Genomic DNA, 23,763 nt, shown 5'->3' with positions numbered 1-23,763 from the left:
ATCATGTGCGAGAAATTGTTCGGGTTTTTGAGTGAATATCAGCAGCAAAATACAATACATAAACTCGGCTTCGATAATATGTGCATTTTGCACTTATTTATGTTATGGTATTTATGTGCAAAACGCACATATATTAATTGAAGGGAAGAATGCAAATGATTAAAGCCGCAATTGTTAAGCAAGCGGGAATCCCTCCCGTATTAGGTCAATTTCCTGCACCAGTTGAATCCGCTGATAAAGTTATTGTTAACGTTTCGACCGCTGCTTTAAGTAAACTTAGCAAGTTCCGTTCGTTAGGCATGCATTATTCATCAGAAACAAACTTTCCAATTGTAGCTGGTGCAGATGGTGTCGGCACATTGGCAGATGGATCTCGTGTTTACTTTGCGCTCCCTGCCGCACCCTATGGGAGTTTAGCTGAACAAACCATTGTAGAAAAAAATATGATTATACATTTACCCAAAGAGATTGATGAAGTAACCGCCGCTGCAATCACAAACCCGGCTATGTCTTCGTGGGCTGCTTTGGTATATCGGGCGCAATTCCAATCTGGTCAAACGGTTCTGATTAACGGTGCGACTAGTGAATCCGGTAGTTTGGCCATTCAAATTGCTAAATATTTAGGCGCAAAAAAAATTATTGCAACCGGACGAAACCACTCAAAGTTACAGTCCTTAGGAGCAGATGAATTCGTTGCATTTGACATGAATACTGACAACGGTAAACAAGCTTTTGAGAAAGCCCTGGAGCCAGCTTTTGCGGATGGTGTAGATGTAGTACTAGATTATCTCTGGGGTGACAGTGCCTTCGCCATTCTCTCTGCTGCTGCAAAAGCTGGTGGGAGCCGCCCAACGCGATTTGTTAGTATAGGAACTGCGTACGGGCAAGAATACATCAACATGCCCTCTTCATTACTTCGTGCATCTACGATCGAACTGGTCGGCAGTGGCGGCAGAAGTGTTTCACAATTAAATATGCTGTCATCTGCACAAAGTGTTTTGGATCTTGCTTCAAAAGGAAAGATCCATATCGCTACAACAACATTTTCTTTAGAAGATATCGAAATAGCTTGGAATGCACCATTGACACCTCGTCCCGTTATAATGATAAAATAAGGAACATGGAAGATAAACTTTTTAGTACACTGATTGAATTGACTACAATGCTTAATCAGTCAGACCGCCATAAGAAAATGATTGCCCATGCTGGCGTTAATATGGAAGCAGCAGCTTTTCGTGTTTTCATCGGCATTGGGCGTCTTCAGTCAACTAGTGTCGGCGATTTGGCTGCCATGATGGGCAAAAATTACTCCAGTGTTAGCCGTCAAATTGATAAATTGGAAATAGCCGGATTGGTCCATACTTATCCGGCAAGGAATGATTCTAGAATTCGTGTTTCTGAATTAACAAATCACGGAAAGGAGATTTTTTCTCAAATTAACTCCACTCGAAATGGCATCTTACAAGAAGCCTTGACGGACTGGACCGTAGACGAAAAGCAGCGTTTATTGGACGACTTAAGACGCTTAATTGATTCCTTAAATAAATTCAACTAATCAATGTTCAGACACTTTCTTATTGGCATGGGTGTTCGCGCTTCCATGATACCAAACAAGCAAGGTGTTTTTTTTGTCAATTCAAGTGAAAATTATTATGAATTCTTCTTACGCGCTCAAGGGTTTAAACCGTTGCTCTAGGTGCAAAAGTGCGACTGATCCTGTACTCTAAAACTATAGTTGAATCTATATAGTAGCAAAAAAAAGGGCATAGTGAATCAATCACTTTGCACCTTTTAGAATAGGCTAACCTTATTGTGATGGGGGAAGTGCGTATTGCTGCTGAATGGCGGTATCCCTGCTGCGTGTAAGTGTTTTACCCCATTTAATAGACGGGATTTCAATAAAATGATATGACAATGCAGCGATGGAAATACTGGCCGCGGCTGTTAGCAAGAGGATGAAGCCAATAGGGATGACTCCGTACAATAATTTAATGGAAGCTACCAGGATGATGAAATGATATAAATACAGGCTGTACGAGATCCGCCCCAGATAGCTGACGGCTTTATTTCTCAGGATTGTTGAGAATCTCCCGCTGGATAAGGCAATGATTATTAATGAGCCGCATCCGAGCATGTTGATATAGGAAACCAAACCTGTGATTAAGGGGTTGCTCCCTGGTGCATGCAGCGAATACAACGCATAGGCAAAGGTGAAAAGAATGATTTTCGGGAGTGAGCCGGTTCTTTTATATTGTTTGATGAAAAAAGCTCTGTGTTTCGCCAGCAATGCGCCGACCACAAACAGCAGCATATAGCCAACCGTATCTCCATATCCGCCTAAATAAAACCCGATGATACCGGCCAATAGGTAAGCTGCGACGTTTTTTTGCCATGAATACCTGATCACTCCATACATCATCAAGGGGAACAGAATGGATATGCGCATTTCATGAACCAGCGACCAAATTACATTGTTAAATGCATTCACATTGAAATTGCCGATCAGGAAAAAATGTCCCAAGAGTAGTCTGGTTGAGATCGGCGTAGTCCAGCTCATGGAATTATACCACTCACTCAGTTCAGGAATGGAGCTCCTTTGGATCACTATGCTGAGAAGCACCGCTAAACATATGGCAACATAGAAAGGGATGCAGATTCTGAGGAATCTCTTGAGCAAGTAGGGCAAGTACCGGATTGTACCGCCTTTAAGAAAGGGTAAAGCCAGAACAAATCCGCTCAGTACGAAGAATAGTTTGACCGCTTCCGGACCGCCGATAAACAGAGCCCTTGTAAACGGCAAATATTTGAGCACGAAGAGAGTCAGGTTATCCTGCGGCGAACTGGGCGAGTAAATCATGGGGAAAACAATCATCAGGTGTGTAATAAGCACCAGAACAGAAGCGATGCCTCTGAGCGAATCTAATTCAACATAATGACTATTAGTTTTAACTTTATGGTTATTCATCAGCATCCCTCCTTTATTTTTCTATATATTAGCACAAATAGAGAACTTTTATATAAAAAGTTATTCAAAACGAATAATAAATCGGGATATGAAAAAGTTTTGGTAAATGCTGTAACATCAAGGTGCACTAGCCCGTCAATAGTAACAGAGGTGAATAACGATGATGAAATGGATGAAAATTGGCGGGCCGATTTCAATGCTGCTTATATTGATGTTGCTCGCAGCCGGTTGTGGGACAACGAATAAGGCAAATGTGGAGCCAATAGCCGGGACTGCTGCACCTGAAACAGTGCCGGAGCAGACGTCAGAACCCTGCTATGCCGAGATTGAATGGGTGGATTTCTTGATGATCAATGATATCAGGTATTCTCATAATTATGATGCAACCAAGCCGGTACCTGCGGATCAACTCGGAGATAAGGTAGGGGAAGTGTCTTTTAAAGTGAGTGATAATGCCTGTACGGATCATGTCACCAAAAACGGGGATGCCGCATTCCTTCCTGTGGGTACAGTGATTTATGCGCTGGAAGGCTACAGATCCGATTTTCGGGTGGTAGCGGATAACAAAATTTATGAAGTAGAAGAGAATCCAAAGGCAGCCACTATCGGAGACCTGCTGGATATTGCAGGGAAAGTGGACAAAGTCAGTCTGGAAAGCGGTATGGATAGCAGTCCGCTTGGTGATTTCACAAAAGAGGCCTCCGAAGAATTCATTCGTGAATTGCTGCCTCTGAAAAATGTTGGTTTCGATGCAGTTTATAAGCAAACAAAACATGATTACGGAGTGTTCCTGCGGGTGCATCTGCAAGATGGCACCTCCTTCCGGATGGTTTATTATCCCAAGGGGAATGCCTTCACGGCAGGCGCGTTTGGAACAGACCGGCTGAAGGAGTTAATCATGACGCAGAGGCAGCAAATTAAGGCGGCTGCGGGAATGTAAGCTTCAAAATATTTTTGCTGAGGGTGTGAACATATGTGATTCCAATAGTCAGGCTGGCTACAATAGAAGATGCAGATGTATTATCCAGGCTGAATTATGAGTTTAATGGCGGGGACAAACGTCCGGAGGCGGAAATTATCGGGAGTTTGAACACAGGGAACGAGTTAGTTGCCGTTGCCGAATTAAGGGACGAAGTCGTCGGCTTTGCCTGCGCGCAGAGCTCGCAATCCTTCTGCTACGCAGCAAGTCATGGTGAAATTACGGAAATGTATGTTCAGGAATCAGCCCGGAGGAAAGGCGCGGCGGCAGCACTGCTTGCCTTTCTGGAAGCTCAGCTCCGCTTGCGCGGTGTGGGCACTGTGAAGATTTTGACAGGAAGAACGAATGATCCGGCGATTGCCACGTACGCAAGCTGTGGTTATGTTAAGCATGATGAAGCTGTTTTAGAGAAAAGATTATAGTATGAAGGCGGAACGAACAAACATGAGAGAACCTAAACTGCAGGCTGTATTTATTGACCGGGATGGAACCTTGGGCGGAAGTGACGAAGTGCAGTATCCGGGGGCTTTCGAATTGTTCCCGTTTACCCCCGGAGCTTTAAACACGCTGAAATTCATGGGGCTTAAACTTTATGGTTTTACGAATCAACCCGGAATCTCGAGAGGGGAGGCAACGGAGGAAGCTTTTAGAATAGAAATGCTGGAGTTTGGATTTGACGGTGTATACATTTGTCCGCATCAGCATAATGAAGGCTGTCATTGCCGTAAGCCTAATCCTGGAATGCTGATTAGAGCAGCGCAAGAAAACAATCTGGATCTAAGCAAATGTGCAGTGATTGGAGACCGTTGGACGGATATGGTGGCGGCAGACCGTGCCGGATGTATGAAAGTGTTAGTCATGACTGGTGCAGGAAACGCGGCATTAAATGAGTATAGAAATAAATGGCTGGATACCGTGCCGGATTATATTGCCGGAGATTTTGCTGATGCAGTTACTTACATAGAGCAGTACGTGCGTGGTGTGGAAGAGCCAATGATCTAAATCTCTAAGGACCCGTCATTAACAGTGCACGAACTGTCGGGTGACTGTGCTCCATTATTGCTATTCTGGATGTGAGGAGAGGAGGAGCGAAGATGAACCTGCTGGAGAACATGAATCATGCATTGGCTTATATCGAAGAACATCTGACTGGGGAGATTGATTACCGGGAAGCGGCAAAACGCGCATTGTGCTCGGAATATCATTTCAAGCGGATGTTCTCTTTTCTCGCCGGCCTCCCGCTTTCGGAATATGTACGGCGTAGACGGCTGACACTCGCGGCCTTCGATCTGCAGAGCAGCCAGCTCAAAATTATCGACATTGCGCTGAATTATGGATACAGTTCACCGGACGCCTTCACCAAGGCATTCCAGCAGTTTCACGGTGTTTTGCCCTCAGAAGCAAGAACCGCAGGACCTTCACTGAAGTCCTTTCCTCGAATGACTTTTCAGCTCATTATCAGAGGAGGAAATGAAATGAATTACCGGATTGAGGAGAAGGAAGCATTCCATATCGTCGGGATTAAGAAGAGAGTCCCTATTATTTTTGAGGGGGTGAATCCGGAGATTTCCGCAATGTGGCAAAGCCTGGATCTGCCAACCCTCTCCAAGCTCAAAGAGCTTTCGAATGTCGCACCCCTGGGATTGATAAGCGCATCCACAAACTTTTCCGAGGGGCGGATGGAAGAAAAGGGGGAACTGGATCATTATATCGGAGTGGCTACCACGCTGGGATGTCCCGAGACCTTCACGCTGCTGGAGGTTCCGGCAATGTCTTGGGCAGTATTCGAGTCCATCGGACCTTTTCCGGCTACCCTGCAAAATATTTGGGGACGGATCTATTCCGAGTGGTTCCCTTCTTCCAACTATGAGCAGACCGAAGGGCCGGAAATCTTATGGAATGAGAGCAAAGATGTAACGTCCCCGACTTACAAAAGCGAAATTTGGATTCCGGTTGCGAAAAGGGTGTAGAAAGGGTACAGCTTAAGGGAGCAAACTTGTTCAAGAAAAATTAGGAGAAAACAAATACACCGTCAGATTGCTGACGGTGTATTTGTTTGGTCTGGCTCAACCGGCAACACAGGTGACCGCTTCTCTCACATGTACAATTCCCTCAAGGCCGCTTCACAGGAAATCCGTATTCCTTCGCTCGCCAAGCGGTGAACAGCGCAAGCAGCAATAGAATAAACAATGCCCAGGGGAATGAGGCGACACCCAGCGTTTCGATTAGAATCCCGCCCAGCACACCACCGCTGCCGATAGCCAGATTCCATGCCGTTACCAGCATGGACTGGGCTACATCGGCACTCTCCCCAGCAGTTTCGGCAATTGCTGTCTGCAGCATTGTTGCAGCACCTCCGAACGTCAATCCCCATGCAGCAACCACAGGATAGATTACGACGGGATGGTTGCTTATGCCAAGTGCAACGGCGGCCAAAGTAAATGTTGCGAGGCTAATCAGAACCAATGGACGCAATTTACGGTCGATCAGAATTCCGGTAATTGCGATGCCTGCCAGTGAAGTAATACCGAAAATAAGCAGCACCAGGTCAATACGCCGGGTAAGCCCGGCCTGCGCAAGAAATGGCGCAATATAGGTATAAAGGATGTTATGGGCCAATACCCAAGCTAGAACAACGGCCAGGACCGGCCGTACTCCGGGAATAACAAAGACCTTATAAAGCGGCAGCTGCTTATCGGCACTTGTGCCCGGGTAGTCCGGCAGCTTCCAAAGCACCCAGAAGACCAGCAGCAGCGCGAGCAGTGACATGATTCCAAACACAGCACGCCAGCCGACAAAGGTGCCAAGAAATGTTCCGGCAGGGACACCGATGGCCATGGCCAGAGGCGTGCCGACCATCGCCACCGCCATGGCCCGCCCCTTAAGCGATTCCGGCACCATGCGGCGGGCATACCCTGCGATCATTCCCCACAGGACACCGGCAGATATGCCGGCAAAAAAACGGGCAGCCAGCGTCAATACATAATTAGAAGAAAAGGCAGTGATGGTGTTGAATACGAGAAACCCAATAATGCATAGCAGCAGCAGGGGTCTCCGCCGCCATCCGCGTGTTGCGGCGGTTAAGGGAATGGCGGCCAACAATGAACCGAGGGCGTACAAAGTGACAAGCTGACCGGCTAGAGCTTCAGAGACACCAAGCCCATCACCAATTTGCAGCAGCAAGCCGGCGGGAACCGTTTCGGTGAGAATACAGATAAACCCTGTCATCGCGAGGGCGAGCAAGCCAGCCCATGGGAGCCGCTCAGAAGTGCCGGAGTCATTCTGTGCGGAAGAAGTTGTATTTTGGCTCATTTGAGTAGCACCTCTTTGCATTTATTATTTTATGTTTAGATTTTACGGCCAGCCTGCTCTGAAGGCCGATACAAGTCACGACTCCTTCAGTCACAGAGAGCCTTGACCGGTACGTACCGGCCAAGGCTCCCCTGTACTCATTCTTTATGATCTGATGCTGGCATAAATCGCTTCACAAAGGTCAACCGTAAACTGGCCGGACATGCCTTCCAGTAAGGTATTTGTAAATGCCACAACGCTTAGCCGCTGCTTAGGATCGACGAACCATGAATGGCCATAAGTGCCGCCCATCCGCCATGTTCCCGGTGATTCAGGAGTGTTTGCGGCGGCAGGGTCTTTCAGCACTGTAATGCCAAGACCGAATCCCCGTCCTGGCCAAAAGGGCATAGGCAGGTCACCGATCTGATTGGTAGTCATTTCGTGAACCAGAGATTCCGGCAGCAAAGGGCCCCCGCCCTGGCGCAATGTTTCCAGCAGGTGCAAAAAGTCCCCGGCACTGCCAACCATGCCGGCTCCACCGGAGGGATAGGCGGCGGCATCAAGTGCCCGGCCTGGAGCAAGCAGGAAGCCTGCTGTACCGTCCACAAAGGCAATCTTGTCCGGATCAAGTAATGGCCGCGGCTCCGGGTAGTTGTTGGCATAGGGGGTGGCCAGCCGTTCTGGATCAGCTGCAATGAACCCGGTGTCACTCATGCCGAGCGGTTTGGTTACCAGTGAATCTATGGCTTCGCCGAGCGTTGTTTCTGTGACCTTGGCTATGACTGCACCCAGCACATCCGTTGCTATGGAATATCTCCACTCTGTGCCTGGCGTGTAGAGAAGCGGCACAGAGGCGAGGCGGCGCATATTCTCTTCCAGTGTGATTCCGGACTGATCCATGCCGTCCGAAATCCCTGCCCGCTGATAGGAACTATTTTCTTCCTGGAAGAACCGGTAAGACAGACCGGCTGTATGCGTCATTAGATGGCGGACCGTCAATTGCGCAAGTTCGCCGTTCTGCAAGCGTGGGCGGAACTCCGGAAGCCAACGGTCAACACGGTCGTCCAACTGCAGGCGCCCTTGTGCAACCAGTACTAAGGCAGCCGTGGAAACAATAGGTTTGGTGACCGAGGCGAGCCGGAATAAAGCATCTTCTCTCATGAGCCGGTTCAGACCGCGGTCAGCATAACCGGCAGCGCGGCTGTAAACCATTGTTCCGTCTATTGCTACTTTAATGACGGCACCGACCAGCCTCTTGTCGGCAAGCGTCCGATCCATCACTTCATCGATGCGGCCCGACAAACATTGCGGATCACTTGGGTTTGAATATAATGTACACATGGGCTCCATCCTCTCGGAATAGTTAAAGTCTTGGACACTTTACTATTGTAGGCTTATTATATAAAATAAGTTACCTTGGTTACATAACGTAACAAAGGTAACTCGGCTGTAAAACGATTAAATTATATTTGTTTTATCCAATTGACCTGAATTTTAAAGGAGCTGACTATAATGGATCATGTAGATAAGCAAATCCTGTTCCACCTGCAGAGCCAAGCGAGAATTTCTATGACAGAACTGGGGAAAAACGTCGGCTTATCACAGCCTGCAGTTACAGAGAGGGTTAAACGCATGGAGGAGAAGGGGATCATCAGTGAATATCGCACCATCATATCCCCTGAAAAGATTGGCAAACAGGCTGCCGCCTATATATTGTTTCATTCTAGAGATTGTAACGCATTCCTTGATTTCTGCCGGGCGGCTCCCGATGTCGTCGAATGTTACCGGATAAGCGGGGAGCACAACTATTTATTGAAAGTGATTAGCGATTCTACGCGAGCGCTTGAAGAGTTCGGAAATCAATGTGATAGATACGGGACCTACACGATTCTAATCGTGATGTCATCTCCGATCGATCATAAATTCCTCATCCCTTCACTGGGAGAAACACCAATAAATATGCTGAGTTAATCAGCCCCCGCCTGATGTTCATGAACACAAATGCCCACTGGGATATTTAGCCGTGGGCATTATGTACAGTCTATCAGGCGGAGCTGATCCGTTCTATCCAGAAAGGGAGCTTTTCAACCCCGATTGGGATGTTTTGAAAATATTAAGATTTAGAATATATTGCTAAGCAGGCTGTATAGCTGCATGTGATTCTTCAAATAGGGAGGCTTCTGCCTCTGCTGCTTTAAACTGGAGGTTATATAACTGTGCATAAAGCCCGTTTTGGGCGAGCAAAACATCATGTGTGCCTTCCTCGGTAATAACCCCCTGATCCAGTACAACAATTCTGGATGCGTTCCGTACGGTTGAAAGCCTGTGCGCAATTACCAGTGTTGTCCTGTTGTTCATCAAGTGATCTAACGCTTCCTGAACCAACCGCTCAGATTCGTTATCCAGAGCAGAGGTGGCTTCGTCCAGCAGAAGCAGCGGTGCATCACGAAGAAAGGCCCGGGCTATAGCGATTCGCTGCCGTTGTCCGCCGGAAAGACTCGAGCCGTGTTCACCGATGACCGTATCGTATCCGCCCGGAAGCTTCGTGATAAACTCGGCTGCGCCCGCAAGCCGGGCGGCTTCGTGAATTTCTTGTTCACTGGCTGAATTAGAGCTGAAGGCTATATTGTCTCTAATCGTACCAGAGAACAAATAAGGGGATTGCGGTACATAAGTAACCTGTGCCCTGGCTTCTTCCAGCTGCTCCTGAACCGGTCTTCCATAAACCGAGATGCTGCCGGCATCGGGTTCATACAATCCACAGCATAAGCGGGCAAGCGTTGTTTTGCCGGAACCGCTTGGGCCTACAACTGCGACCGTTTCTCCATGCTGAATTTGCAGGCTGAAGCCTTCAAACAGCGGCGGCTCCGTTTCTATTCGGCCGGAATAGCTATAGCTGACCTCTTGCAGGCTTAATGCAGCCGACTTCTCGGAAGCAGAGGGAGGAGGGGATGAAGCCGGAGAAGAATGTGGTGCTCCTTCCTCATCTGCATCCAGTACAGCGAATACGCGGTCAGCTGCTCCTAACGCTTCTTGAACACCACCCCAGGTCTGGGACATGTGGACAAAAGGCCACTGTACCCGTCCCATCAGAATGATGAAGGCGAGTACTTCACCGGCTGTTGTTCCGCCTCTTACGGCAGAGACTGCGATCAGCGCAGCGCAGGCCACCATTACGATATTGTTGATAAAGGCAGAGGACTGCCAGAGCAGCGTGTTCAGCAGTGCTCTTTGGCGCTGCAGCCGGTTCAACTGCTCACGTCCGGCTGCATACCGGTTCAAGAGATTGTCCTCCAGGGAAAAGGCCCGGACCACTTTCATTCCTTGCAGCGTTTCCTGCAGAATACCCCGCAGCTCAGCTTCCTTCTGATGGATCTCCGTGTACAGTTTGCGGAGTCTGCGGTCAAAGAAGCGTCCGGAAAGAAACACAACTGGTCCCGAACCGAGCGCAAGCAGCGCGATCCAGACATCCATTTTCGCCAGGTACAGAAAAGAAACGAGACATAAAAGCAGATTATAGCCCAAATCATAGACGATGCCGTTAATCATGCCAATGGCCGCACCTGCATCCCGGTTATTGCGCGAGACCAAATCTCCGGAATGCATGGACTGGACTTCACGGAAGGGAAGCCGGTGGGTCTTGTCGAACAGCTTGGCGCGAATCGCCCAAGCCATTTGGCTCTCTGTAATAAAGCGGAAGTAATGCTGCAGCATGAGGCAGATAATAATGATAAAACAGACGATGGCGCAAATAACGGTAATGCGTGTAAGGGAATGCATATTAGAGCTGTTGATGGTATCAATAAACACCTGCTGGATGGCTGCAAAGCCGATGTCCAAGACCAGCCTTGCCGAGAGCAGTAATACAGCCGCCATTAACCCGATACGGTAGGGGGTTGAGAAGGTCATCAACCTGCGCAGTACATATCCAAGCTTGAGTTTAGCGGACGCTTTTGCATTCATTCCAGACCCTCCCTGACCTCAAGCAAATCGTGATTCTGCTTCATCGAAGTCTCAACCATTTTGAAGTACTTGCCTTCTAGTGCCATTAACTCCTGATGTGTGCCTGTTTCTGCTACAGATCCTGCTTCCATGAAATAAATCTGATCGGCGTCTCGGATAGTGGACAATCTATGGGCAATAACGACTGTTGTCCGGTCATGCATGAGTTCCCTGAGGGCTTGCTGGATCAGCTCCTCATTGTGGCTGTCCAGTGCGGCCGTAGGTTCATCGAGCAGCAGAAGTTTGGGCTCGCGGACAAACGCCCGGGCAATGGAGAGACGCTGCCGTTCACCGCCCGATAATGTTAACCCCCGTTCCCCAATAGTAGTCTCATATTGTAAGGGCGTTCTCATAATGACTTCATGGATGCCGGCTCTTTGGGCTGCTTGGATGACCTCTTCCGTTGTGGCACCCGATCTTCCCCAGGCTATATTCTCATGGAAAGTGCCGGAGAACAGATAAGGCTCCTGGGACACGTAGGCAATCCGCTCACGCCAGAGCCGGAGCGGGATTCTGGTTAAGGAGTGAACGCCACAGCAGATAACCCCTTCGTCCGGTTCATAGGCTGCGAGCAGCAAATGGAGCAGGGTGCTTTTTCCGCTGCCACTGGGGCCTGCTAATGCAGTCACCTTGCCGGGTCGTATGGTAAGCTGCACATTGTTTAATACTGGAGCGGCATCATAGTGGAAACTTACGTTGTTAAAAGAAATATCGGATCGGCTGATCATTTCCGGATCGGGCTCTTCAGTTATCTCAATCCGGGAATTTAAAGCTGCGGCTTCGTAATTTGCCTCTTCCTCCGGTAAATCCAGCACTTCAAACATCCGTTTGCCTTGCGCTAAAGACATCTGCAATTCCGTCCACAGGTTGGCCAGCTTCGAGACCGGATTTGAAATCTGCTCAAAACAGATCAGAAAGGCCGCCACGGCTCCCACATCCAGACGCCCCCCGATGACCAGATATCCGCCAAAAGAGAGGACGTAGAGCAGTCCGCCAAGGATAACGACCAGTGGCATATTATAGCCAACAGCTTCTAAACGGGTGAGCGGTATATGAATAGTAAAATATTGTTTTACCCGGGCGGCAAATTGTTGGTGCAGCCTGGGGGCAAGAGAGAAGGCACGCACGACTTCGGCACCCTGGACTGTATCCTGAATAAACATTTGCTGCGCGGTTTCGATCTTCTGTCTTTGCTCATGCATGGAGCGCAGCCGGGAAGTGAAGGGAAGCATGACGAGTGGAACCAGGGAGCAAATGATGATTGTTCCCAAGGTTAACGCAAATTGAAGAGATAACAGATATGTGAGAAGGAAAGCAATCTGCAGCAGATTGCTGAACAGGTCAATGGTTTTCTGGTTGATTCCATGCTGGGCCGCAGAGGCGGAATCATTAATCCGGCTGATCAGATCTGCAGAATGATAACGATCCAGCTCTTTCATTTGCACGTTCAGCAGTCTGCCCAGAAGTGATACCTGAAGCCGGGAGGTCGACTTGACCTCAAGTACACCTGACAAATAGCTTTTTAGAAAGTTGGCTGCGGCATCGACGAACATAATGGCAACGGCAAACAGGGTAGCGGAAGTCAGGCCCGGCATATTGTGATTTGTAGCCGAATTAATAATTCGCCGTAAAGCTTCGGCTACACCAACCGTTGTAAGAGAGATGACTGCTGCCAGGGCGCATAATAGAATGTACCAGCCTAAATAAGGCCTGCCAAGTTTAAATAAACGGAAAGTTGTGCTGGAAACAGCAGCGGATTCCTTGTTGCCGGCTGCTGCATGGCTTGATTCACTCACGAGGGACACTCCCCTTATTCTCAAATTTTCCTGTACTCCTGTTAAGCCAGTCTAATCTTCATCCAGCATGACTTTTGCGGTTAAGGCCAGCAATTCCCGTAATCTATCTATGCGCAGATGGTAATATAAGCGGTGATCCTCTCTTTTAATTTCCAGAAGGTCCAGAAAGAATAAGAAGTTGGAATGGTAATTCACAGCTGCCGGTGTAATGCCAAGGGCCGCGGCGATTTCCTGCCCGTAATGCGGGCGTTTTTTTAACAGCAGCAGGAAGTCGAGGCGTCTTTTATCCGAGAATGCTTTTAAGAAAAGTTCTGTCTTCTCCCGGTCAGCAGCAGGTCCGTATACACGGTCGTTGAGTACACCAAATATCACCCATCCGACCCTTCCAGCCTCCGTCCAGAAATTAAGGAAATGATTGCCCACCTGCGAAAAGAAGCTGATATGAAAAGTCGTCGGTACATCATACAGCGCAGGCTCATTTTTGTTAATATCCCTAATGAAGCGGACGGGATCGGCCAGGAAAAGCGCTTCGTAATGTAGAGTGGCTTGTTCAGACTCCATTTGTAACCGCTCTTTCCAATAGGTAAAGACATCCTTGTAGAATTGACGGAGCAGCTGCATATACCGCAGTTTCGTTTCTTCCGGGAAAGCAAGACATTCAAGCAGCGGTCCTTGCGCCCCGGCAACCTCAGGCTGGGGTTTCGTTCTTGCCACAAGCTCAGACATCAAATGAACATCCTTCTTGACTTCCTCCCAGTCATTGCCTTCCAGCAGATCTTCCAATTTATCGGAATACACGCCATACACCATTTCGGCTACCACTTGTTCTGCCGGTCTCTGCTCCAGCCGTTCAATCCATGCTTCTGCAGTCTGTGGATCAGGATAAGTGCAGATGGATTCGTAGAAAGCAAAATCGAGTGCCTTGTGGAAAAAGTTATAGTTGAAAAAAAACTGAAGCTCCCGGTAGGAATGAGGTGACAAACGGACCCGTGCGTCCTCATAGTAGGCTGCTACGAGTGGGTCCATCTCAATCTTTAAATCCTCTGCCATGGAGGTCAGCTCTCCCTCACAAGCGATCATTCCCATGGACACTATCAATTCGATGGCCTCATTGTAAGCAAAATTGATATTGTTCAATAACATATCCTTCATCGCAATTTCCATACTGTCCTCCAATTTCAAGTTTGAATAATTTAAATATTATAGATAGTTGGTTAATATTTAATAATTACTTAATGTTAAAATAACCCATAGTCAATATTTTGTAAAGAGTAAATTTATGATGGAGATCCAAGCCATAAAACGGCAAAAAAAAGATGCCATAGGCATCTGGGTGATCCGTAATTGTATTATTGTAATTGTGTCATGTACTCATATGCAGTAATCCCGAACATACTTTTGAAATGCCTGTTCAGATGTGTCAGATCTACAAATCCGTATTCCGCTACGGCCGTGTAGATATCCTTGCTGGCCTCAATGGACCGTTTGGCATGTTCCACCTTGCAATTCAGAAAAAACTGATAAGGCGAGATCCCTGTATGGGCCTTAAACTCGCGGATCAACTGGTATTTGGACATCCCAAACTCTGTACAAAGATCATCCAGTTTGAGCACATTGCCGATGCTGCCGTACATCATTTCCTTCGCCTGTTTCACTAGCCGGTTATTCTTCCGCTGCTCTGCATCTATCGCTGTTTTGGATAACATGCCGATTAAATGGATCAATTGCTCCGTACACAGCGTTTCGTCGTTACCGTCCAGAATGGCCCGGCTGAGGGCGCAGATGCTTCGTGCCAGGCTGACGTCGTAGACGATAGGGGACTGGAAACGCAGCTCTTTCTTCCCCAGGATCTCGGCTACCAGCTCAGGCTTGATATAGAGCATGACATAATCAATGCCTTCCTTATCGTAGGACCTGCCGTCATGATACTGCTCGCGGTTAAACAGCATGACGCCATTCCTGTGGGAGGACTGGAAGCTGTCGCTCAAATTATATTGCTGAATGCCGCGCAGGGTTACGCCGACAGCATACTCCTCGTGGCAATGTTTTTTATAGGTGAAATCGGCGAAACTTGCTGCCAGAGCAATGACATCTGCAGATTTTTTATACGTAAATTGCTCCATACCCTCACCCCCAACATTCTTTATACGATTCCCGACGCCATAATTGCAGAGTATACCAGAAACAGCGCCATTAGGATATTGACTATTTTTTGATGCTGCTGGAGAAATTTCTTGAAGACTGTTCCACAGATGACCCAGGTCATAAATGCCAGAAACCCGATAACCGTAATAATAGCTACAAACTGAAATGATGCTAAAGAGGAGGAATAGTAAGGCATCACATAGCTGGGAATCACCGTTAAAGTAAATATGATCACCTTTGGATTCACAAACTGCATCACTAGGCCTGACAAAAAATTGGTATTGTGGGACGGTGTGGCCTCCCCTGTATTCATCTTGTAGATTTGATAGGCAAGATAGAGCATATAGACACTGCCGATGATCTGCATAATACCCACAATATTCGGGATCACTCCGGCAAGCACATGGTTCAGCACAGCAGAAGCGGCAAGCAGCAGGCCAAAGGCAATCGTGGCTCCGTATACATATTTCATGGTCTTTCTTGCCCCGAAATGCTGCACAGAAGATAAGATCACAATATTGGTGGGCCCGGGTGTGATGGTGATAACAACGCAATAGATGATAAAAGCTGTAATATTCATGAGGACCTCCTAAAGTCTATTCCCATGAATAATACAGGTGATCTTAGCATGCATATAGTATATTATTGCAGAAATCGCCGAACAGGTGAAACAAGCAGGTGGCACCATCCACAGCGGATTTACGTTCAAATAAGCATACGGACAGACTCAATCCGCACTTTTTACAGCGATCCGCTTCCGGGGGATCGTTTTTGCTTTGCGCTCTGAAATATAGGAGCCGGCGAGGGTGAGCAAGGTTCCCGCCACTGTGACCCAAGTGATATTCTCATGCAAGAACAGGGCGGAAGCGGCAACTGTAACTACAGGCACAATATAGATGTACACGCTTGTTTTTACCGCTCCAAGGATTCCGACCACCCGGTTCCAGGTGACAAAACAGAGTGCCGAGGCTCCCAGTCCCAAGAAAAGAAGGTTGGATACATTGGAAAGGCTGAGTAATCTGTCCAGGCCAAGACGGAAATCAAACAGTAAAAGCGCAGGCAGCATAAACAGCAGCCCATAAAAAAACACTCTGCGGGTAGCCCCGATCGTATGATGCTGCAATTCGCTTATTTTCCGCATCAGTACGGAATAGATTGCCCATAAGGCAGGGGCCAGGAAGGCCAGCAAATCTCCAATGGGATTCAGCTGCAGGTTGAAACTCCCGTTCAGCCCGATTAACACAATCCCGGCCAGCGCAATCAGAAACCCGGTCATAAACTGCGCATTCAGCTTCTCTTCCTCCAGGAAGAAGTGAGCGGCAAGCGCCGTGAAGAAGGGCGCAATCGAAACAATCACACCAACATTGGATGCGAGCGTATAGACAAGGGCGATATTTTCCACTAGAAAATATAACGTTACCCCACAGAGCCCAGCCGCGATAAACAGCAGCTCTTCTTTGAATGATTTCGTCCGAAGCGGACGCGAATAAATAAGACACAATGCGATGTAACCGATGATAAAGCGGAAGAACAGAATTTCAATGGGCGTAAAGTCAACTAACAGTATTTTAGTAGAGATAAAAGTTGTACCCCAGATCAGAATGGTAAGCAACGCGAGCAGATGTCCGGTAGTGGCCTTGCGCTCCTCCATCATGGCGTATTCTCCGGAGATGGCTTTGATTCTGTCTGCCGGGTTGTAAATATGCGCATATATTGCTTAGGCGTTAGACCGATCAGCTTCTTGAAGAAATTGGTGAAATGGCTCTGATCACTAAATCCGGTCAGGAGCGCCACTTCAATGGGCAGCATCCCTTGTTCCAACAGGCGTTTGGCATGGTTAATCCGAATCGTTTCCAGGTAGCAATAGGGCGATATCCCTTTTTGTTTCGTAAATAGACGCAGCAGGTGATATTTGCTCAAGCCGGTCAAGGCTGTTAACTGATTCAGCGTAATGCTCTCCATATAATGTGACTCAATGTACTGGCAAATGCTTTTGATTTCCGTGGTAAGCTCCCGGTTGGGGCTAGGGAGTTCTGCGTCGGAGTATTCTCTCAGGAGCTGCTCCAGCAGAAACAGGAATAGTTCTTCTTTTTGGAAATCGGACTGTTCCTCCAGCAGCATCCGGTGCAGCTCATGCAGGGACAAGGCCAGCTCACTCTGGTAAAGAACAGTTGGTGTGAATCTGGGCAGATCGCCCGCCCCCGTAATTTCCAGCACATACTGGCGCATTATCTCCGGCTCTATATTGATACAGCGATAGTCAAGCGTTCTGCCGTCCAGCTGTTCACAGGCGTGGGGATCCTGCGGATTAAAGATAATCACATCTCCGCTATTAAGAATATACTCTTCATGATTGCATACCAGATACCGCTTGCCCTGTTCAATGAATCCAATGACATAGTAGTCATGGAAATGGTTGGGGAACTTCTGCATTATTCCTTCAAACCGATACGCTTCAAGCTTTAAGTCCGTATCATAGACTACCGTACGTACTTCACGAGTCACTGTCTGCACCTTCTTTTCTGGTTCTATGTAACCATTATAATATGAACAACAGAACATTTCTTGAATGATGTTGCTGGAGCAGAGGTACTGAACGGCCTTACAGAAAAGTCTAATTGTGGTATGATTTCCGGGAAGAAGCGAAAAAGGAAGTTTGCCAATAAGGGGGATTAAGCATTGTCCAGAACAAGATATGGGGCTTGTATCATCACGCTGATGTTAGGCTTGCAGCTGGGGTGCAGCGCAGACATAGAAGGAAATAGGAATCATAGAGTAACGGCAACTAAGACTGAAACTGAAACCGTAGAAATAGATAGTAATAAACAGAGTGCAAGTATCCCGTTTACACAACATCTCTACTCCAAGCATTCGCCTGATTTCACTTGGGAGTGGAGTAATACCGAAAATCTACTGAAGGAAGTAACGGACCGGTATAAAGAGTACGAAAATTCAGCACCCGGCGGATATCTAGTGAAGGAAACCCCCACAGAGTATTTCATTTGCGTGAGCATCGGGGAAACAGAGTCGGTAACAAAGGGATTTGAGGTGAAATCGTTGACACTTCCCGCTGAATATGCCGCTGCAGAAAAACCGATTTTAAAAATTGAGGCAGTGCCTGTGAGTGATCAGAATCCATCGGACAAAGAAATGCCAGGAAAATTGTTTACCAGATCTCTTATCAGTGTCGCCAAGGAAAATTTGCCGGAAGGCATCCGTTTACATTCAATGATTATGAGTCTGGAAGAATGAAGGATGTAAATAAACAAGGGAAGGCATTCCCTTCTCATTTCTCTGTGATCGCTGGTCCGGTTGCAGGGGAATTCCTATCTATAGCGTCAAATAAAGGAAGTGTGATAACACAGCGGATTGCATTGAAAGGAGTAGAGTATTAGGGGCAATAACAACTTAAGAATAACGTAAGAATTACATAAGAAAAAAGAAATTTCTGATCACTACTATAGTAATTAGGGAAAAGAACAGCTAAGTAAGGAAGGTGTATCATTTGGGAATCAAAATACGGAAAACTACGGTTCAAAACCTCTGGATGATGTGGGAAAAAGCATTTTCAGTGCTTACATATTTTCGGGGAGCGAGTACATCGCGTTTTGGCATATGCTCGGTGATGCTAAAAAAACATCGGGGCGAGGCCATTGTATGCCAGGATTCAACAGTTATCCACAAGGGAGAGTGGGTAGGGGAGCTTCACCTGGACAATGAAAAAATTCTGAAGCTTATTAAGTCCGAAGGCTCGGATCGTGCGGCACTGCAAACGGCCCGGATGCTGCGTAAATCAATGAAGCAAATTAATGAAGCCTTTGAATCGCAGTCGGAGTATCAGCAGGTGAAAGCGTTAATGGGTATCACGCTGCTCCATCGCGGTTTGACACATGGTCTGGGCTTTGAGCAGCAGCAGATGAAATCGGGATTTTTTACGAGAATTACAACAGTCTACCTCCGCCTGCTGCTGTCAGCTATGCATCCGGAAGGAAGAAAAAGAATTGACCGGCGCACTGATCAGCTTGTACCCATGCTTCTGGTTCACTCGCGGGGATCGCTGAAGAAGCGTTTCTCACCCGAACAGCGTCTGTCCGGATAAGCTGCCAATAAAGGGGGAGGGGAAGCATGTTTAACTATTTAATAGGAGGAATACTCTGTATTGCCACTCTTTATATGTTCATTCCAAGCTTAATCTCGCGGATGACCGGATGGGGGGTCTTCCGCAAAGGTAAAGGAAAGGGAGAGGTGGCCTTCACTTTTGATGATGGGCCACATCCGGAATATACACCGAAATTACTCGATTTATTGGAACGGCATCAGGTTAAGGCAACCTTTTTCGTACTGGGATCGCAAGCGGAACGGTATCCAGAGCTTGTTCGAAGAATCGACCGTGAGGGCCATCAGATTGGCATACATAATTATTGTCATACTTCCAACTGGCTAATGCTGCCTAAAACGATTCGCAGTGAACATCTGGATCGTTCCGCAGATATTATAGAAGGTATTGTTGGCACCAGACCCGACCACTATCGTCCGCCCTGGGGCTTAATGAATATGTTTGATTACTTCCGTTACAAGGAGTACCGGATTGCGTTATGGTCAATTACGGCAGGTGACTGGAGCAGCCGGGTCTGTCAGACCCGCCTCCAGTCAAAGCTGCTTGACCAAATTACTGGCGGCTCCGTTGTGTTGCTGCATGACAGCGGCGAGACAGTGGGTGCAGACTCACAGGCACCTCATTTTATGCTGGAGGCTTTAGACGAGGTGCTGCCGCAATTGAAGACAAGACACCTTAGATTCGTACGATTGGATGAAATGGCATAATACTCATATTGAACCCTCTGCGTTGTGTGCGCAGAGGGTTTTTCCTGTAAAGGGGATTAAGTAATATTGACCTGGCATAACGAAATAGTTAATGATAATGTAGATGGACACTACAAAAAGATGAATCTGTCCAAAGATTCAAAGCGGGGTGGCTTTATTTGTTTAAAATTATGCTTATCGAAGACGATGTTACGTTATTCAATGAGATCAAGGACCGGTTGTCACAGTGGTCCTATGAAGTCTATGGCATTTCGGATTTCGGCAAGGTGCTGCAGGAATTCACGGTGGTCAAACCGGAGCTGGTCGTGATCGATATTCAGCTGCCGCAGTTTGACGGGTTCCACTGGTGCCGGCTGCTGCGTGCACATTCCAATGTGCCGATTATCTTTCTGTCCTCACGCGATCATCCGAGCGATATGGTGATGTCTATGCAGCTGGGAGCCGATGATTTTATTCAGAAGCCGTTTCATTTCGAGGTGCTGATCGCCAAAATCCAAGCCACATTGCGCCGGGTGTACAACTATAGCACTGAGCGGACGGAGCTGAAGACATGGCGCGGAGCTACGATTGAATATGTGAAGAACACTGTAACCAACAGTCTTGGCGCTGCTCTGCTTACTAAGAATGAGACGTTTATCCTGAAGATCCTGGTAGAGCGCAAAGATCAGATTGTAAACCGCGAAGACCTGATCAAGGATCTGTGGGACAATGAGCATTTTGTGAGCGACAACACGCTGACCGTGAATGTGAACCGGCTGCGCAAAAAGCTGGAACCGCTGGGGTTGGACACTTACATTGAAACCCGGGTGGGACAAGGGTATATGGCAACTGAAGAGGCGGCGTTATGATCTGGAAATACCTTAAAGAGAAACGGAGCTGGCTGCTCCTGCTGGTCGTGCTGCAGCTGCTCCTTCTGTTAGTAGTCTATCTCGATGCGTCTATTCCGTTAATGCCGATGCTGTACATAATACTGCTGAATCTGCTGGTCTGTACCGCATTTGTATTTCTCCGATATCCCAAGGAAACCCGGTTCTACAGAAACATGGAAGCCTGGGATCAAACTTATGATCTTGGTGTTCTGGGGGAAGCCGAGAGCCCGTTCGAAAAGGTAGTGCAGGAAGCCGTGATCACCCAAACGGAACGTTACCGGCAGGAAACCTCGGTGAATTTTCAGCTGCTGGAATCAGAGAAGGATGATCTGCTGTCGTGGATTCATGAGGTCAAAACTCCGCTAACGGCCATGCAGCTGATGATTGAACGTCTTCCGGACGAGACGCTGCAGAAGCAGTTAATGTACGAATGGCTGCGGATCCATCATCTGCTCGACCAGCAGCTTCACCAGAAACGGATTCCCTTTATGCGCAATGACCTGTTTATCGAAAGGGTCAAGCTGGAGGCGGTTCTGAACAAGGAGATCCGGGCGCTGAAATCCTGGTGTATTCCCAAAGGCATCGGTTTCGACGTATTCCTTACGGCCGAAGAAGTGCTGACCGATGGCAAGTGGCTAGGCTTTATGCTCAGGCAGCTGCTCACGAATGCCGTGAAATACAGTGAAGCTTCCGATATCCTCATCCTGAGCACGGAAAAAGACGGTCATGTTGTGCTTACCGTTGAGGATTTTGGACGGGGAATTGACCCAAAGGATCTGCCGCGGATATTTGATAAAGGCTTCACCTCGACGAGCGGGCGTCAGGAAGGGGCCGCTACCGGGATGGGACTGTATTTGACTAGGCAAGTGGCGGAGCCGCTGGGGATCAATATTCAGGTGAATTCTATACTTGGGCAAGGAACAGTATTTACATTGATTTTTCCGCGGGAGAATGAGTTCGTAAAGATTGAAGGTATGTGAACATAATGGAAGGATGAGCGAAGATGACAAACTCTAAGAATGGGCCCGGAATTCCAGGCAAGAAACCGGTCAAATTATCCGGGCCTGAACAAGTCGCTCAATTTCTGAACATATCAAATGGAAAGCACCGAGTTTTTGCTTCACTGGGGAGGATCGTATAACCTTTAACCTGCACGGCAAGGGTTTTTTCCGGCTTGTTTTTCATACTGGGGCCAAGGTACAAGAGCATGCAGTCAAAGGGAACCTCTTCGAGGACCTTACCGGACTGCTCGAATGGGTTGCTGCTGACCGGGCGATTGTGACAATTACGGATATGGAGGATGTGGAGGGCAAGCAAGAGAAGCTGGCGGAAGTCGTCGCGCAATGGATTAAAGGGACTGCAGATGGACATACCTGCGGTCCGTGCTGAAACATCTGAGCGAAAAAAGCGTCAATATAAATATACTGGATAAAAATTGAAGGTAGGAGTTGTTTATATGCGCTATTTTGCGATGTTTGCGGTTGCCGCCATATTGCTCGCAGGATGCCAGAACGCGGAAGCGACGGTGGATAACGTTAATGCTTCCATAGTGAATACCAATAAAAGTGCAGAAGCTCAGAGCTCGCCCTTGGCACCGCCGCCGTCCTCCACAGTACCCGTAAGTACAGAAGAACCCTTTCTCTATATAGAACAACTGGAAAGTATCAGCAGCGGTCAACAACTGGTGCAAGTGAAATCCAATAGCGACATAGACAAGCTTTCACTGGAGCAGGCGCTGAAGAACAGCCTAAATACAAGCGATCCACATACGGAGTTCAGCTATACACTGGAATGGGAATCGCCCCGGTTTGTGCAAATTCGTCTTCGCATGCTTGAGGAGAGTCCTTTTTCCTGCCTGTTTAATCTGGATGAAGCCCAAACGGCAGACGGAAGAACGTATAAAAATCAGGATCAGCCGTACCGCAATAAGGTCGTGGTGCAATATTCAGCCAATCAGGGCAGTATCACGCTGAAGAACTTTCAATCGGATACGAACAAGGTACTTCCGGCTTGGGATACAAGCTGGATCAAAAATATCAACGACAACGGTAAGAACGGTCCGTCCTTCCTGTTTTACGGGAAAGAGGAACATCATTTATACGATGCCTTAGGGGACAAGATTATGAATATCCCTTCAGTTCCGGCTAAGGAGGGTTCGTACGGCAATGACTATGGATACCATGAAATGTATTCCGACCGTTTCTATCCTGAATATACTTACATGGTTCTGGGAAACAAGATATTATACAAAATTGATTTGAACGATTTCTCGCGCGAGCCGCTGCATAGCTTTGAGAAGCCGGTATACGGAATGTCTTCCTCACCGGATGGCAGCAAAATTGCCGTATTATTTGCTCACGATGACTATGTGGGTACCGGGGCGGATCTGCTGGTTCTGGATAAGAAGGGGAATAAGGTCTTTTCGAAGGAAAATGCGGCCTCAATGTCACATAGCGATGGCTTCTTGTTCGTTTATCCACTGACTTGGGAGGACAATTCCGTGCTTATTCTCCCAGCAGACAGTGAAGAGAGTAATCCGCTCGGCAGGATAGCTTTGGACATCCGGAGCAGCAAGTCCTCGATTGTCCAGGATGAGCGGCTAACGGATCAGGTGGTGGAGGATATTTTTGCGCATGAAGGCCAGCAGGACTATTATGCTATCTCGAAGATCCGTTGGTCGCCAGATGGCAAGCTCGCGGCATACGCCTCCAATACCGGCACTATTTGGGTATACAATCGTATTGACCGGACATTTGAATTTGTGGCTGCGGGCACGCTGCTCGGATGGATGCCGGATGGAACGCTGGCTTGGGCGGATACGGCAAGTCCAGCCTATACATTCTGAGAATGGCAGGGCCTTTTCAGGAGATATCGGGCATGTGACAACAATGT

24 protein-coding genes are annotated in these 23,763 nt (G+C 47.8%); 14 read left to right on the top strand and 10 right to left on the bottom strand.

All coding sequences use genetic code 11. The annotated features are described in order from the left end of the window. The first annotated feature begins 155 nt into the window (after positions 1-155). Positions 156-1,115, top strand: a complete 960-nt coding sequence (locus H70357_RS21845) for a zinc-binding dehydrogenase (RefSeq protein ID WP_231578300.1) — start codon at positions 156-158, stop codon at positions 1,113-1,115. A gap of 5 nt (positions 1,116-1,120) precedes the next feature. After that, entirely contained in the window at positions 1,121-1,555 is a 435-nt protein-coding gene (locus H70357_RS21840) for a MarR family winged helix-turn-helix transcriptional regulator (RefSeq protein ID WP_038594072.1), read from the top strand. A 252-nt stretch (positions 1,556-1,807) separates the two neighbouring features. Here the strand turns inward: H70357_RS21840 and H70357_RS21835 are convergent, their stop codons facing one another. Next, positions 1,808-2,965, bottom strand: a complete 1,158-nt coding sequence (locus tag H70357_RS21835; RefSeq protein ID WP_052092174.1) for an acyltransferase family protein — start codon at positions 2,963-2,965, stop codon at positions 1,808-1,810. A gap of 160 nt (positions 2,966-3,125) precedes the next feature. On the opposite strand from H70357_RS21835, the gene H70357_RS21830 reads away from it, so the two are divergent. From H70357_RS21830 to H70357_RS21815, 4 genes are all read left to right on the top strand, one after another. Beyond that, positions 3,126-3,905 (top strand): hypothetical protein, encoded by a 780-nt coding sequence (locus tag H70357_RS21830; RefSeq protein ID WP_179091797.1) that lies wholly within the window; start codon positions 3,126-3,128, stop codon positions 3,903-3,905. Positions 3,906-3,940: 35 nt separating this feature from the next. Then, positions 3,941-4,366: a GNAT family N-acetyltransferase gene (locus H70357_RS21825; protein ID WP_156130920.1), complete on the top strand. Its 426-nt coding sequence runs from the start codon at positions 3,941-3,943 to the stop codon at positions 4,364-4,366. Between the two features lie 22 nt (positions 4,367-4,388). Then, positions 4,389-4,946, top strand: coding sequence for an HAD-IIIA family hydrolase (locus tag H70357_RS21820; protein WP_038594071.1), 558 nt, complete (start codon positions 4,389-4,391; stop codon positions 4,944-4,946). Between the two features lie 92 nt (positions 4,947-5,038). Then, entirely contained in the window at positions 5,039-5,914 is an 876-nt protein-coding gene (locus tag H70357_RS21815) for an AraC family transcriptional regulator (protein WP_038594069.1), read from the top strand. Between the two features lie 142 nt (positions 5,915-6,056). Here the strand turns inward: H70357_RS21815 and H70357_RS21810 are convergent, their stop codons facing one another. After that, positions 6,057-7,256, bottom strand: a complete 1,200-nt coding sequence (locus H70357_RS21810; protein ID WP_038594067.1) for an MFS transporter — start codon at positions 7,254-7,256, stop codon at positions 6,057-6,059. Positions 7,257-7,400: 144 nt separating this feature from the next. Continuing rightward, on the bottom strand, positions 7,401-8,576 hold the full coding sequence (locus H70357_RS21805; RefSeq protein WP_038594065.1) for a serine hydrolase domain-containing protein: 1,176 nt from the start codon (positions 8,574-8,576) through the stop codon (positions 7,401-7,403). A gap of 171 nt (positions 8,577-8,747) precedes the next feature. On the opposite strand from H70357_RS21805, the gene H70357_RS21800 reads away from it, so the two are divergent. Then, complete coding sequence (locus H70357_RS21800; protein WP_038594063.1) at positions 8,748-9,206, top strand: Lrp/AsnC family transcriptional regulator; 459 nt, start codon at positions 8,748-8,750, stop codon at positions 9,204-9,206. 162 nt (positions 9,207-9,368) lie between these two features. Here the strand turns inward: H70357_RS21800 and H70357_RS21795 are convergent, their stop codons facing one another. The 7 genes from H70357_RS21795 to H70357_RS21765 form a co-directional block, all read right to left on the bottom strand. Further along, on the bottom strand, positions 9,369-11,198 hold the full coding sequence (locus H70357_RS21795; RefSeq protein ID WP_052092173.1) for an ABC transporter ATP-binding protein: 1,830 nt from the start codon (positions 11,196-11,198) through the stop codon (positions 9,369-9,371). Further along, positions 11,195-13,033, bottom strand: coding sequence for an ABC transporter ATP-binding protein (locus H70357_RS21790; protein ID WP_038594060.1), 1,839 nt, complete (start codon positions 13,031-13,033; stop codon positions 11,195-11,197). Before H70357_RS21790 ends, H70357_RS21795 begins: the two co-directional genes overlap by 4 nt. Before the next feature lie 51 nt (positions 13,034-13,084). Continuing rightward, positions 13,085-14,197: an ArsR/SmtB family transcription factor gene (locus tag H70357_RS21785; protein WP_038594058.1), complete on the bottom strand. Its 1,113-nt coding sequence runs from the start codon at positions 14,195-14,197 to the stop codon at positions 13,085-13,087. Between the two features lie 185 nt (positions 14,198-14,382). Further along, complete coding sequence (locus tag H70357_RS21780; protein WP_038594055.1) at positions 14,383-15,156, bottom strand: AraC family transcriptional regulator; 774 nt, start codon at positions 15,154-15,156, stop codon at positions 14,383-14,385. Between the two features lie 20 nt (positions 15,157-15,176). After that, a complete protein-coding gene (locus H70357_RS21775; protein ID WP_038594052.1) occupies positions 15,177-15,758 on the bottom strand; it encodes a LysE family translocator in 582 nt (193 codons plus the stop codon). A 147-nt stretch (positions 15,759-15,905) separates the two neighbouring features. Next, on the bottom strand, positions 15,906-16,829 hold the full coding sequence (locus H70357_RS21770) for a DMT family transporter (RefSeq protein ID WP_038600152.1): 924 nt from the start codon (positions 16,827-16,829) through the stop codon (positions 15,906-15,908). Continuing rightward, positions 16,829-17,683 carry an AraC family ligand binding domain-containing protein gene (locus H70357_RS21765; RefSeq protein ID WP_038594049.1) on the bottom strand — a complete coding sequence of 285 codons (855 nt, stop codon included), beginning with the start codon at positions 17,681-17,683 and terminating at the stop codon, positions 16,829-16,831. Before H70357_RS21765 ends, H70357_RS21770 begins: the two co-directional genes overlap by 1 nt. Positions 17,684-17,857: 174 nt before the next feature. Between H70357_RS21765 and H70357_RS21760 the strand changes: the two genes are divergently transcribed. The 7 genes from H70357_RS21760 (at position 17,858) to H70357_RS21735 (ending at position 23,716) form a co-directional block, all read left to right on the top strand. Then, the gene (locus H70357_RS21760) at positions 17,858-18,430 is read left to right on the top strand and encodes a hypothetical protein (RefSeq protein ID WP_038594046.1); all 573 of its coding nucleotides are present in this window, start codon (positions 17,858-17,860) and stop codon (positions 18,428-18,430) included. Between the two features lie 244 nt (positions 18,431-18,674). Continuing rightward, positions 18,675-19,277 carry a YkoP family protein gene (locus tag H70357_RS21755; protein WP_379144548.1) on the top strand — a complete coding sequence of 201 codons (603 nt, stop codon included), beginning with the start codon at positions 18,675-18,677 and terminating at the stop codon, positions 19,275-19,277. Between the two features lie 26 nt (positions 19,278-19,303). Then, positions 19,304-20,002 (top strand): polysaccharide deacetylase family protein, encoded by a 699-nt coding sequence (locus H70357_RS21750; protein ID WP_038594040.1) that lies wholly within the window; start codon positions 19,304-19,306, stop codon positions 20,000-20,002. 158 nt (positions 20,003-20,160) lie between these two features. After that, entirely contained in the window at positions 20,161-20,850 is a 690-nt protein-coding gene (locus tag H70357_RS21745) for a response regulator transcription factor (RefSeq protein WP_038594037.1), read from the top strand. Continuing rightward, positions 20,847-21,851 (top strand): sensor histidine kinase, encoded by a 1,005-nt coding sequence (locus H70357_RS21740; RefSeq protein WP_038594034.1) that lies wholly within the window; start codon positions 20,847-20,849, stop codon positions 21,849-21,851. The genes H70357_RS21745 and H70357_RS21740 overlap by 4 nt, the downstream gene beginning before the upstream one ends. 100 nt (positions 21,852-21,951) lie before the next feature. Then, positions 21,952-22,260 carry a DUF1801 domain-containing protein gene (locus H70357_RS35430; RefSeq protein ID WP_081965878.1) on the top strand — a complete coding sequence of 103 codons (309 nt, stop codon included), beginning with the start codon at positions 21,952-21,954 and terminating at the stop codon, positions 22,258-22,260. Between the two features lie 67 nt (positions 22,261-22,327). Further along, entirely contained in the window at positions 22,328-23,716 is a 1,389-nt protein-coding gene (locus H70357_RS21735) for a WD40 repeat domain-containing protein (RefSeq protein ID WP_038594031.1), read from the top strand. Positions 23,717-23,763 lie beyond the last annotated feature (47 nt).

It is taken from the genome of Paenibacillus sp. FSL H7-0357 (genome assembly GCF_000758525.1).
GTDB lineage: Bacteria > Bacillota > Bacilli > Paenibacillales > Paenibacillaceae > Paenibacillus_AQ.
This window is presented reverse-complemented; position numbering and strand designations above follow the sequence as displayed.

Bases quoted from the DNA above. Each gene is read 5' to 3' on its own strand.
- H70357_RS21835 (WP_052092174.1), bottom strand. From the start codon at position 2,965: ATGAATAACCATAAAGTTAAAACTAATAGTCATTATGTTGAATTAGAT.
- H70357_RS21785 (WP_038594058.1), bottom strand. From the start codon at position 14,197: ATGGAAATTGCGATGAAGGATATGTTATTGAACAATATCAATTTTGCT.
- H70357_RS21735 (WP_038594031.1), top strand. From the start codon at position 22,328: ATGCGCTATTTTGCGATGTTTGCGGTTGCCGCCATATTGCTCGCAGGA.
- H70357_RS21845 (WP_231578300.1), top strand. From the start codon at position 156: ATGATTAAAGCCGCAATTGTTAAGCAAGCGGGAATCCCTCCCGTATTA.
- H70357_RS21820 (WP_038594071.1), top strand. From the start codon at position 4,389: ATGAGAGAACCTAAACTGCAGGCTGTATTTATTGACCGGGATGGAACC.
- H70357_RS21830 (WP_179091797.1), top strand. From the start codon at position 3,126: ATGATGAAATGGATGAAAATTGGCGGGCCGATTTCAATGCTGCTTATA.
- H70357_RS21815 (WP_038594069.1), top strand. From the start codon at position 5,039: ATGAACCTGCTGGAGAACATGAATCATGCATTGGCTTATATCGAAGAA.
- H70357_RS21795 (WP_052092173.1), bottom strand. From the start codon at position 11,198: ATGAATGCAAAAGCGTCCGCTAAACTCAAGCTTGGATATGTACTGCGC.
- H70357_RS21770 (WP_038600152.1), bottom strand. From the start codon at position 16,829: ATGGAGGAGCGCAAGGCCACTACCGGACATCTGCTCGCGTTGCTTACC.
- H70357_RS21840 (WP_038594072.1), top strand. From the start codon at position 1,121: ATGGAAGATAAACTTTTTAGTACACTGATTGAATTGACTACAATGCTT.
- H70357_RS21775 (WP_038594052.1), bottom strand. From the start codon at position 15,758: ATGAATATTACAGCTTTTATCATCTATTGCGTTGTTATCACCATCACA.
- H70357_RS21800 (WP_038594063.1), top strand. From the start codon at position 8,748: ATGGATCATGTAGATAAGCAAATCCTGTTCCACCTGCAGAGCCAAGCG.
- H70357_RS21750 (WP_038594040.1), top strand. From the start codon at position 19,304: ATGTTTAACTATTTAATAGGAGGAATACTCTGTATTGCCACTCTTTAT.
- H70357_RS21805 (WP_038594065.1), bottom strand. From the start codon at position 8,576: ATGTGTACATTATATTCAAACCCAAGTGATCCGCAATGTTTGTCGGGC.
- H70357_RS21780 (WP_038594055.1), bottom strand. From the start codon at position 15,156: ATGGAGCAATTTACGTATAAAAAATCTGCAGATGTCATTGCTCTGGCA.
- H70357_RS21740 (WP_038594034.1), top strand. From the start codon at position 20,847: ATGATCTGGAAATACCTTAAAGAGAAACGGAGCTGGCTGCTCCTGCTG.
- H70357_RS21810 (WP_038594067.1), bottom strand. From the start codon at position 7,256: ATGAGCCAAAATACAACTTCTTCCGCACAGAATGACTCCGGCACTTCT.